7 protein-coding genes and 1 pseudogene are annotated in these 12322 nt (G+C 57.7%); 1 reads left to right on the top strand and 7 read right to left on the bottom strand.

Features of this window, described 5'->3' with window-relative positions:
• Positions 1 to 235: pseudogene (locus H7A81_RS27560) on the top strand (hypothetical protein); the annotation flags it as partial.
• A 10-nt stretch (positions 236 to 245) separates the two neighbouring features.
• Here H7A81_RS27560 and yegS read toward each other — a convergent pair.
• The 7 genes from yegS to H7A81_RS20800 form a co-directional block, all read right to left on the bottom strand.
• The gene (gene yegS / locus H7A81_RS20830; RefSeq protein ID WP_034824860.1) at positions 246 to 1145 is read right to left on the bottom strand and encodes a lipid kinase YegS; all 900 of its coding nucleotides are present in this window, start codon (positions 1143 to 1145) and stop codon (positions 246 to 248) included.
• Between the two features lie 231 nt (positions 1146 to 1376).
• Complete coding sequence (gene yegQ, locus H7A81_RS20825; protein WP_182058595.1) at positions 1377 to 2744, bottom strand: tRNA 5-hydroxyuridine modification protein YegQ; 1368 nt, start codon at positions 2742 to 2744, stop codon at positions 1377 to 1379.
• 139 nt (positions 2745 to 2883) lie between these two features.
• Positions 2884 to 3591, bottom strand: coding sequence for a two-component system response regulator BaeR (gene baeR, locus H7A81_RS20820; RefSeq protein ID WP_034824856.1), 708 nt, complete (start codon positions 3589 to 3591; stop codon positions 2884 to 2886).
• Positions 3592 to 3594: 3 nt separating this feature from the next.
• Positions 3595 to 4986, bottom strand: a complete 1392-nt coding sequence (gene baeS / locus H7A81_RS20815; protein ID WP_097116632.1) for a two-component system sensor histidine kinase BaeS — start codon at positions 4984 to 4986, stop codon at positions 3595 to 3597.
• The gene (locus H7A81_RS20810) at positions 4983 to 6389 is read right to left on the bottom strand and encodes an MFS transporter (protein WP_182058594.1); all 1407 of its coding nucleotides are present in this window, start codon (positions 6387 to 6389) and stop codon (positions 4983 to 4985) included. The genes baeS and H7A81_RS20810 overlap by 4 nt, the downstream gene beginning before the upstream one ends.
• 2 nt (positions 6390 to 6391) lie before the next feature.
• Positions 6392 to 9466, bottom strand: coding sequence for a multidrug efflux RND transporter permease subunit MdtC (mdtC, locus tag H7A81_RS20805; protein WP_182058593.1), 3075 nt, complete (start codon positions 9464 to 9466; stop codon positions 6392 to 6394).
• A partial coding sequence (locus tag H7A81_RS20800) for an MdtB/MuxB family multidrug efflux RND transporter permease subunit (protein ID WP_182058592.1) occupies positions 9463 to 12322 on the bottom strand: 2860 nt, incomplete at its 5' end. The genes H7A81_RS20800 and mdtC, both read right to left, overlap by 4 nt.

The raw sequence follows: 12322 nt of genomic DNA, 5'->3' as shown, positions 1-12322 counted from the left end.
GTTAATGAGCAGGCTGGGGCCGGTTTGGGGATGGCATTTCGCAGCGCTGAACGGAATGAGGAAGCCAGGAGAGCCAGCATGGCTGCGCCGGTCCGTCCGGCTGACGAGTGAAGTGAAGGCACTGCGTCAGCGGCGCGAGGACCGCCAGCCCCAAACCGACCCCAGACTGCGTTATCACCAGCAACCCAGGCTGCATCACCACCAGCAATCCAGACTGCATTTCACCCGCCTCTAACCAACAAACATCACGCCAGCAGCGGGCACTGCGGCGGCAGGCGGCAGCTCAGCGCGCCTGGCATCACCTCAATTTCAAATTCGCTGCCGGTCAGCGGTTCGCCATCCAGATTGAACGTCATCTCGTGCGGTGAACGAATGCTCAGCGACTGCAACTGCGCCGAGACAATATTCGGATTCTCATCATTACGCGTCAACGAATGCAGCAACGTCGGCAACAACTCCTGCGCGGTGACGATGCTCAGATTCAGCTGCCCATCATTGATCAACGCATCCGGACACAGCTTCTGTCCGCCACCTGCCTGACGACCATTACCAATGCCGATCACCAGTGCATCACCTTGCCACTCAAAGCCCGGACCGCTGATCTCACAGCTATCCGGCTTCAGCGCATCTACTCGCATCAAACCATGAATAAAATAGGACACGCCGCCTAAAGCCGATTTCAATTTCTCCGGCGTCTCCGTGGTAATACGCGTGCCAAAGCCGCCAGTCGCCATATTGATAAAGTAGCGATCGCCATTCACGCGCGCCAAATCAATCGCGCTGGCTTTACCCAACACCGCCAGACGCAGCGCCGGTTCCATCTCCTCTGGAATCCCCACGCTGGTGGCGAAATCATTGGCCGTGCCAAGCGGCAGAATACCCAGTGCTGGACGCTGCTCTGCAGGCACTGCCGCCAGCGCTGTGGCGATTTCATTGATGGTGCCATCGCCGCCGCCCGCTACCACGGTTTCAGCCTGCAACGCCACCGCTTCCTGCACGTAACGGTCACCGTCGCCCTTTTCCCAGGTCACGCGTACCGCCAGATTAAAACCTTCATCGCGCAGCGTATTCACCGCCGCACGCAAATCTTCATTGCCCGCGCCTTTCCCATTGAGGATCAGCAGCGTCAGTGGTTTATTTTGCATAATCAGTTCCTTGAGGCGAAATACGATGCAGAGGTTATAGCATAGCTGGGCGAGGAACTTTATCGGCGGGCGATGAAAAAAGAAAACCCGCACGGGGGAGCCGGGCGGGTGAATGAGGTGGTTCCTGGTACTACCTGCTGTTTATTGTTACTCGTTAGCAGCAGGCGGGATTCTAAAGCGAGGCGCAGCGGCGGTCTGTGATCCTGTTCTAACTTCGCGCCTTTCTTTTCATTATGTGCGCTTTTTTCCGTGCGGATCGTAGGTGCTGTTGCCGTCAGTGAAATTACGCATTAGCAAAGCAAAGGCCAGATCCACCGATTCCGGTACCGGGATCCACACCTTATGTCCATCTCCTGGCGCGACATTTACCGCTGCACCTTTATCATTTTGCATCGATTCCAGCGTACAGTTCAGATTGCCCTGCGGCGTCATGATCTCCACAGAATCGCCGAGCAAAAACTTATTCTTCACGGCAATTTGCGCCCAGTCGCCGCGACGTTCACCGGTAAACTCTCCCACAAACTGCTGGCGCTCGGATACCGAGAAACCCTGTTCATAGTTCTGATAACTGTCATGCGTATGACGACGCAGGAAACCTTCGGTATAGCCACGATGCGCCAAACCTTCCAGCGTCTCCAGCAGCGCCGGATCGAACGGCTTGCCCGCTGCCGCATCATCAATAGCACGACGATACACCTGCGCGGTGCGAGCACAGTAATAGAAAGATTTGGTACGGCCTTCAATTTTCAGTGAATGCACGCCCATCTGGCTCAGGCGCTCGACGTGGGCCACCGCGCGTAAATCCTTTGAGTTCATGATGTAAGTGCCGTGTTCATCTTCAAAGGCACTCATCACTTCACCGGGCTTCATCTTCTCTTCTAACAAGAATACACGGTCGGTCGTCGCGCCAACGCCCAGCGTGGGCTCCTGCACCTCAACCGGCTGGTGGAAGCCGACAATATTGCCCACCTCATCCTGTTTGCCTTCTTCCACTTTGTATTCCCAGCGGCAGGCGTTAGTGCAGGTTCCCTGATTTGGATCGCGCTTATTGAGATAACCGGAAAGCAAACAGCGCCCCGAGTAGGCCATGCACAGTGCGCCGTGTACGAAGATCTCAATCTCCATTTCTGGCACCTGCTGGCGAATCTCAGCAATCTCATCCAGCGACAGCTCGCGCGACAGAATCACGCGGGTCAGCCCCATCTTCTGCCAGAACTTCACCGTCGCCCAGTTCACCGCATTGGCCTGCACCGACAGATGAATTGGCATCTCCGGAAAAGCTTCACGCACCAGCATAATCAGGCCGGGGTCGGACATAATCAGCGCATCGGGCTGCATCTCCACCACCGGCGTCAGGTCGCGGATAAAGGTTTTCAGCTTGGCGTTATGCGGCGCGATGTTCACCACCACGTAAAATTTCTTGCCCAGCTGGTGCGCTTCTTCAATGCCCTTAGCCAGCACTTCGTGGGTGAATTCATTATTACGCACGCGCAGGCTGTAGCGCGGTTGGCCGGCATACACCGCGTCTGCGCCATAGGCAAAGGCATAGCGCATATTCTTCAGCGATCCCGCTGGAGAAAGGAGTTCGGGTTTAAACATGGAGGGAATTCTCACTGATTTCAGGTCAGCATGCCATCGGCGATGGCAGGTGCATGAGCCGCATCAAACGGCCCTGCAAAAGGTGGGGAATTGTAGGCAGGGCCGCCGCTGAAGTAAATTGATCTACATCAAGCGAGCGCTACATCAGGCGACAGACGTCCGCTTCCCAGCGATAGCCCATGCCGTACACCGCGCGAATAAACGGCTGCTCCGCATCGAGGTTTTCCAGCTTACGACGCAGATTCTTGATATGGCTATCAATAGTGCGGTCGGTGACCACGCGATAATCGTCATAAAGATGGTTCAGCAACTGCTCGCGCGAGAACACTTTACCTGGCTCCAGCGCCAGAGTTTTCAGCAAGCGGAATTCAGCAGGCGTCAGTTCCAGCTGCTGTTCGCGCCAGCTGGCCTGAAAACGCCCTTCATCAATCAGCAGATGCGAGGCGAGTTGCGCTTCTTCCGGCGAACGTTTTACACGGCGCAAAATGGTTTTCACACGTGCCACCACTTCACGCGGGCTGAACGGTTTGCAGATGTAATCATCCGCGCCAATCTCCAGCCCCAGCAGGCGGTCGATCTCCTCGGTGCGTGCTGTCACCATAATGATCGGCAGCTCAGAGAAACGGCGGATTTCACGACACAGCGTTAAGCCATCGCGACCCGGCAGCATCAAATCCAGCAGCATCAAATCCGGCGGTGAGTGCTGCACGTAGTTCAGCACATCATTGCCATCGGCAATATGGTGGGTGCGATAGTTGGACGCCTGCAGATAATCGATCATCAGCTGCGCCAGTTTCGGTTCGTCTTCAACAATAAGAATCAGGGGATCGTGATTATCCGGGCTCATAAGCTATTTCTGGTGAGGAACATACGGCAAGTTTAGCGCGATTTGCAGTCCACCTAAATCAGAGTGCTCCGCAGAAATGCTGCCGCTATGTGCTTCAACAATGTTTTTACAGATCGCCAGGCCTAATCCAGAGCCGCCGCTGGCGCGATTGCGTGAACTTTCAGCCCGGAAAAAACGCTCAAAAAGATGTGCCTGATGTTCAGCATCCACGCCGGGCGCGCTATCCGCAAAGCGTAACTGCCAGTAGTCGCCGTGTTGCTGCAGGCTGACCCGTACTTCGCCACCGGCATCGGTATAACGCAGGCTATTCTCCAGCAGATTGGTGAACAACTGCATCAAACGATCCGGATCGCCAAAACTTTCCGCTTTGGTCGGCAGCGCAAGGGTGAGGGTTAAATCCCGGCTGCGATAGCGTTCGCCAAAGCTGCCTGCCACCACTTCCAGCAGATTCACTACATCCACCGGCTGTTTGCGATAGGCGAGGGCGCCCGCGTCAGACAGCGACAGCTGATGCAAATCATCCACCAGTTTAGTCAGCACCACCACTTCACTCTGCAGTGAGGTGATGGCTTCCGGCGTCAGCTTGCGCACACCATCCTGCATCGCCTCCAGCTCACCGCGCATGATTGCCAGCGGTGTGCGCAGCTCGTGGGAGATATCGGCCATAAAGGCGCGGCGGTTACTTTCGTTCTTCTCCAGCGAACTGGCGAGCTGGTTAAAGTCACGCGCCAGCTGACCGATTTCATCACTGCTGCCCACTTCCACGCGTGTGGAAAATTTGCCTGCCGCCAGTTCATGGGTGCCATCCACCAGCCGCTTCACCGGGGCCAATAAGCCGCGCGCCAGCAGCCAGGTGACCAGCGCCGCCAGCAGCGTGGTGAGGGTGACGATCATCCAGCTGGTGCGGCGCTGCTGCAGATCAAAGTTGATATCGGTGCTGCGCGTCAGTCGTTCAGCGGGCGAGGCGATCACCCAACCCACCACTTTGCCGGTGCTGGTGGTGATGTTGCGCCGCGTGCCTTCCGGCGGCACCGGTGAGTGTGGCCCGGACAGCACTTTATACTGCTGATCGATAATCCAGAATTGGGTGCGCCAGCCGTGTGGCGGCAACTGCGTACTGCTGCCGGGATTTTGCTCCATCGATCGCAGAATGGTGAAAATCAGCCGGTCGTTGTTCCGCAGGAAATCCCAGTTGCCGTGCTGCTCGTACTGATCCGCCAGCGCATCGCTCAGCAGGGTTAAACGCTGTTCATTGCCTTTCTTGATGTAATCAACAAAGCCGTGCTCAAAGCTGAGGCGCACGCCCCAGTGCATGGTGATGATCACCAGCATGCAGGTGGAAAAAATCGCCACAAATAACTTGGCACCAATGCCGAGTTTCAACGGCTGCTTCATGCTTTTCTCCTGCCTCTGAGATCCACGTTCTTACTCACATCTTTGGGTACGCGCCAGAACACCAGTGCTGGCAACACAATCACCAGCGCCATGCACAGGTAGGTATAAATAAAGGTTTGATGTGCGGCGGCGCTGTTGGTCACGGCGCCGTGGGCGAACGCACCCAGCAGCAAGCCTGCCACCGTGACGCCAATACTCATCGACAGCTGCATGATCATTGAGAGCAAGCTGTTGCCGCTCGAAGCCAGGTCATCCGGTAACTCTTTCAGGGTTAAGGTGTTCATCGAGGAGAAGCGGATGGCATTCACCATCCCTTGCAGCAGCAGGACCACTGGCAGCATCCACACCCATCCGAGCAGCGCCACTGCCGGAAACAGCAACACCACCAGCGCCAGTGCGATAGTCGCTCCGACCAGCGCATTGCGATAGCCAAACAGGTTAACGATGCGCACCACCACGCGTTTGGTGCCCATATTGCCCAGCACCATCGGAATCATCATTAAACCGGCGTGGAACGGGCTGTAGCCGAGGCCCACCTGCAAAAAGATCGGTGTCATGAAGGGCAGCATGCCGCTACCGATGCGTCCGGTGAAGCTGCCGAGCAGGCCAATCGAGTAGATGCGGTTGTCGAATAGCTTAAGGCTAAACAGCGCGTTGTCGTTGTTGCGGCCGTGCATCAGGTAAAACAGCAGGGAGAACACGCCGACCAGAATCAGTGCGCTGAGCAGCAGCGGGGAGCCGCCGGTGCTGCGCTGGCCGTCGAGCGCCAGCGTCAGGGTCGCCATGCCCACAGCCAGCAGCACAAAACCGAGGAAGTCGAAGCGTTTGGTTTGCATGGTGTAATTCGGCATCAGCATCAGCGTGGCAATCGCGCCGATGATGCCGACCGGAATATTAATCAGGAAGATCCAGTGCCAGCTGGCGTACTGCACTAAAATCCCGCCCAGCGCCGGACCCAGCAGCGGACCGATTTGCCCCGGTGTGGTCACAAAGGTCATCGCCGACATGTACTGCTCGCGTGGCACAATTTTCATCACCGTCAAACGCCCGACCGGCACCATCATCGCCCCGCCGACGCCTTGCACCACGCGCGCCATCACCAGCTGATCGAGCGAGGTAGAGAAGGCGCACAGCAGCGAACCGATACTAAACAGCACAATGGCGCAGAAGAAGATGTTACGCACGCCAAAGCGATCCGCCAGCCAGCCGCTGATCGGCAACGTCACGGCCACCGTCAGCACATACGACACGATCACCGAGTGCATGTTGAGTGGGCTGACATTGAGGTCACGCGCCATCGAAGGGATGGCGGTGTTGACGATAGTGGTATCCAGCGCCTGCATAAAAAAGCCGAAGGCGACGATCCACAGCTGCCAGCGCACGGTGGCGTTTTGGGTTTCCACGTTTACTCCTCTGCGATTAACACGCGTTTATTCCTGCGCCGACTCAGCTTATCCATCATTAGAAACACCACCGGCGTGGTGTAGAGCGTGAGTAGCTGACTCATCACCAGGCCGCCGGCAATGGTGATCCCCAGCGGTTGACGCAGCTCTGCGCCGTCGCCGCTGGTCAGCACCAGCGGTAGTGCGCCAAACAGCGCTGCCAGCGTGGTCATCAGAATCGGGCGGAAACGCATCTGGCAGGCCTGGAAAATGGCGTCACGCGCGCTGAGATTGCCATTGCGCTGTGCCTCCAGTGCGAAATCCACCATCATGATGGCGTTCTTTTTCACGATGCCAATCAGCAGCAATATCCCTATCAGCGCAATCAAACTGAACGGCGTATTAAACAGTTCCAGCGCCAGAAGCGCGCCCACGCCGGCCGAGGGTAGGGTAGAGAGAATGGTCAGAGGATGCACATAACTTTCATACAAAATCCCCAGCACGATATACACCGCCGCAATCGCCGCCAGCATCAGATACAGCTGGTTGGATTGTGACTGCTCAAACACCTGCGCCGTACCGGCAAAGCTGCCGCGTACGCTGGAGGGCACACCGAGCGCCGTCATGGTGCGTTCAACCGCCGCCGAAGCCTGAGATAACGACACGCCTTCCGGCAGGTTGAACGAAATCGTTGAGGCGGCAGACAGACCTTCATGGTTGACCGACAGCGGCGCGTTAGCAGGTTGCCATTTGGCGAACCAGCTCAGCGGAATGGCTTTGCCATCGCTGTTGATTACGAACATCTGATCGAGGGCGCTGATATCCTGGGTGTAGCGCGGATCGACTTCCATCACTACTTTGTACTGATTCAGCGGCTGGTAAATGGTGGAGATTTGCCGTTGACCAAAGGCGTTGTTCAGCAGCGCATTGGCGGCCGAGACTTCAATACCCAGCCGCGCCATGCTTTCCCGATCGTAGGTCAGATCCATTTCGCTGCCTTTGTCCTGCTGATCGGAGTTCACGTCCACCAGTTCTGGCAACGAGGCAAACGCCTGACGAATTTTGGGCTCCCACTCACGCAGGTCAGCGAGATTGTCCGACAGCAAGCTGTACTGATAGCTGGCGTTAGATTCACGTCCACCGATACGAATATCCTGCACTGCGTTGAGGTACAGGTTAGCGCCCGGCTCTTTCGCCAGCTTGGTGCGCAGGCGGGCAATCACCTCCTGCGCGTTTTCACTGTGTTCCGACAGCGGCTTAAGTGACACGAACATCGATCCGCTGTTGGTGCGCGAACCGCCGGTAAAGCCGGTGACGTTATCCACCGCCGGATCGGCTTTGATGATGTTCATAAAGTCCTGCAGCTTGCCACGCATCGCCTGGAACGAAATGCTCTGATCCGCCGAGATAAAACCGTTTAAGCGCCCGGTGTCTTGTTCCGGCATAAAAGTTTTGGGGATCGAGATAAACAGATACACCGTCAGCCCGACGGTGGCGAGCAGCAGCATCAGCACCCAGATGGCATGATTCAGCACCCAACCCAGCGAACGCGCGTAGCCGTTTTGCACGCTCAGCATCACTTTAGCGAAACCACGGGTACGCGGTTGGCTGCGCTTTTCCTGCGGCTTCAGCAGGTAGGCGCACATCATCGGCGTCAACGTGATCGAAATAAACAGCGAGATCAGGATCGCCACCGACAGCGTGATGGCAAATTCCGAGAAGAAGCGCCCGATAATGCCGCCCAGCATCAGCAGTGGCAGGAACACGGCAATCAGCGACAGACTCATCGACAGCACGGTAAAGCCCACCTCGCGCACGCCGGTTAGCGCCGCCTGTAGCGGTTTCATCCCCGCTTCAACGTGGCGTGCAATGTTCTCCAGCACCACAATCGCATCATCAACGACAAAACCGGTGGCGATAGTCAGCGCCATCAGCGAGAGGTTGTTGAGGCTGAATCCACACAGATACATGGCGGCAAAGGTGCCAATCAGCGAAACCGGCACGGCGGCGGCCGGGATCAGGGTGGCACGGCCGTCGCGCAAGAAGACAAACACCACCAGAATCACCAGCGCCACCGCAATCATCAATGACTGCTCCACTTCTTGCAGCGAGGCGCGAATGGTGGGGGAGCGGTCTTGAGCGATCTGTAAATCGATGGCGGCGGGGATCACCTCATGCAGCAGCGGCATCTCGCTGCGGATGCGATCCACGGTTTCAATGATATTGGCATCCGGCGATTTGCGAACCACCAGCAGCACTGCCGGTTTGCCATTGGTCATCCCGGCGTTGCGCACGTCCTGCACCGAGTCCTGCACGTTAGCCACATCGCTCAGGCGGACCGCCGCACCTTTGCTGTAATGCACCACCAGCGGCTGATATTCGCTGGCGGTTTGCAGCTCATCGTTGGTACGTACCTGCCAGCGCTGCTGCACATCATCAATCGCCCCTTGCGGACGGCGCTGGTTGGCATTGCTGATGGCGGTGCGCACCGCATCCAGCGACACGCCCTGATTGAATAAAGCCTGCGGGTTGAGATCGACGCGCACCGCAGGTAACGAACTGCCGCCCACGGTCACATCACCAACGCCCTGAATTTGCGACAGCTTCTGCGCCAGTTGGGTTGAGGCGTAATCATACAGCTGACCGGGATTATAAATGTCCGAGGTCAGCGTCAGGATCATGATCGGTGCATCCGATGGGTTGGCTTTGCGATAGGTCGGACGGCTTGGCATGCCGGTCGGCAGCAGGCTTTGGGCGGCGTTGATGGCGGCCTGCACGTCACGCGCGGCACCGTTGATATCGCGGTCAAAATCGAACACCAGAATCACGCGCGTGCTGCCGAGTGAACTGGTGGAGGTCATCTCACTGACACCGGCAATGCGCCCCAGCGAACGTTCCAGCGGCGTGGCGACCGAAGCAGCCATGGTTTCCGGCGACGCGCCGGGCAGCGAAGCGGTAATCACGATTACCGGGAAATCCAGCTGCGGCAGCGGGGCGACCGGCAGCAGACGGAAACCGAGAATACCGGCCAGCGCAATCGCCAGCGTCAGCAGCGTGGTCGCCACTGGCCGATGGATAAACAGCGCGAAGAACTTCACGGCTGCGCCTCGGAACGCTTAAAGCGACGGCGCGTGGCGTGGGCCAGTCGGTCAAACAGCAGATAGATCACTGGCGTGGTAAACAACGTCAGGATTTGGCTGAGGATCAAGCCGCCGACCATGGCAATACCTAACGGATGACGCAGCTCTGCGCCAACACCGGTGCTCAACATCAATGGCAAGGCACCGAGCAGTGCCGCCATCGTGGTCATCAGAATCGGACGGAAACGCAGTAAACAGGCCTGATAGATCGCTTCACGTGGCGCCATACCTTGCTCACGCTCGGCGGCCAGCGCGAAATCGATCATCATGATGGCGTTTTTCTTCACGATACCGATCAGCAAGATAATGCCGATGATGGCGATAATATCCAGCTCGTTGCCGCTCAGCATCAGCGCCAGCAGCGCGCCCACCCCCGCTGTTGGCAGCGTGGAGAGAATGGTGATCGGATGGATAAAGCTCTCATACAGCACACCGAGCACGATATACATTGCCACCACCGCCGCAATAATCAGCCACACGGTACTGGTGAGCGCCGCTTCAAACGCTAGCGTGCTGCCCTGGAACTGCGTCATCATTTCGGCGGGCATGCCGACCTGATCTTCGGCTGCGCTGATGGCTTTCACCGCTTCGCCCAGTGAATAGCCTTCGGCGACATCAAACGAGAAGGTGGCTGACGGGAATTGATCGAGGTGGTTAATGCTCAACGCCGCATGACGCTCTTCGATCTGCGCGATGGCACTGAGCGGTACGCTGCCGCCGTCAGTGCTGGTCAGTCGAATACCGTCGAGACTGGCCAGCCCCGGCGTTTGCTCATTGTTCTGCTCCAGCACCACGCGATACTGATTGGCCTGAGTATAAATGGTGGAGATCAATCGTTGACCGAAAGCGTTATACAGCGCGTTATCGACATCCGCCATGGTGATACCGAGACGGCTGGCACTGTCGCGATCGACGCGGATAAAGGCTTCCAGGCCTTGATCCTGCCAGTCGCTGCTGACGTCACGCAGCTGCGGCAAGCTATTGAGTTGTGCCAGCAGCTTCGGTACCCAGGTGCTGAGTGATTCCAGCGAGCCGGATTGCAGCGTGAACTGGTACGGCGTGCGGCTCGCCTGGGTTTCAATGGTCAAATCCTGCACCGGCTGCAGCCACAGTGAGACGCCAGGCACTTTATCAATCTCTTGCTGCAGGCGTTTCTGTACCGCAGGAATGCGGTCATCACGCTCGCTGAGCGGTTTCAGGTTGATCTGCAAACGCGCGCTGTTCAGTGCCGCGTTAGTACCATCGACGCCGACAAATGACGTCATGCTCTGCACCGCCGGATCTTTCATGATGATCGACGCCACATCGCGCGTGCGTTCCGCCATGCTGCTGTACGACACCGACTGCGGCGCCTGTAAGGTGCCCTGAATAATGCCGTTGTCCTGCTGCGGGAAGAAGCCTTTCGGAATGGCAATCCACATCACCACCGTCAGCAGCAGCGTGCCGAGCGCCACCGACAATGTGATCCACGGATGCTGCAATACGCGCGTTAACCAGCGTCCGTACCCGGCAATCACCCGATCAAACATCGCTTCACTGGCTCGCGAGAAGCGGTTCTGCTTGCGCAGCGATTCGGCACTCAGCATGCGTGCACACATCATCGGCGTGAGCGTGAGCGACACCACGGCTGAGATCAGAATCGCCACCGCCAGCGTCACAGCAAACTCACGGAACAGGCGACCAATCACATCGCCCATAAACAGCAGCGGGATCAGCACCGCAATCAGCGAGAAGGTGAGGGAGATAATGGTAAAGCCGATTTCACCCGCGCCCTTCAGCGCCGCCGTCATCGGCTTCTCGCCTTTTTCGATATAGCGCGAGATGTTCTCGATCACCACGATGGCATCGTCGACCACAAAGCCGGTGGCAATGGTGAGCGCCATCAGCGTCAGGTTATTGATTGAGAAGCCGAGGAAATACATGGCCGCAAACGTCCCGACCAGCGACAGCGGTACCGCCACGGCCGGGATGATGGTGGCAGGCACGTTACGCAGAAACAGATAGATGATCATCACCACCAGACCAATCGCCAGCATCAGCTCGTGCTGCGTATCCGCCACCGATGCACGAATATTGGTGGTGCGGTCGGTGAGCAGTTTCACGTCTACCGATTTGGGTAGTGTGGCGGTAAGGGAGGGCAGCAACGCACGGATGCTGTCTGCAGTGGCGATGATATTGGCACCCGGCTGGCGCTGTACGTTGAGCACAATCGCCTGCTGACGGTTAGCCCAGGCCCCGAGCCAGCTGTTTTCCGCACCTTGTTCAATGGAGGCGACATCACCAAGACGCACTGGCGCACCGTTGTTATAGCTGATGATCAGCTTGCGGTAATCCTCGGCGGAGGTCATCTGATCGTTGGCGGCCAGCGTAATCGATCGCGTTGGGCCATCCAGGCTGCCTTTGGCGGAGTTGACGTTGGCGTTGGTAATCGCGGTGCGCACGGTTTCGCTGGTCAAGCCTAACGCGGCCAGTGCCTGGGTGTTCATTTTCACGCGTACGGCCGGGCGCTGTCCGCCGGATAGCGTCACCAGGCCCACACCGGTCACCTGCGAAATTTTCTGCGCCACACGCGTCTCCACCATATCCTGCACCTGGGTCAGCGGCATGCTGGTGGTGGTGACGGCGAGCGTCATGATCGGTGGATCGGCAGGATTAACCTTGCTGTAGACCGGCGGGTTGGGCAGATCGCTGGGCAGCAGATTGGTGGCGGAGTTGATCGCCGCCTGTACTTCCTGCTCGGCGACATCCAAAGAGAGTGACAGCTGGAACTGCAAGGTCACCACCGAGGCACCGCCGGAACTCTGCGATGCCATC

The organism is Pantoea sp. ME81 (assembly GCF_903970985.1).
GTDB classification, from domain to species: Bacteria; Pseudomonadota; Gammaproteobacteria; order Enterobacterales; family Enterobacteriaceae; genus Pantoea; species Pantoea communis.
Note: the sequence above shows the minus strand (reverse complement) of the source record. Positions and strands in the feature narration are given on the sequence as shown.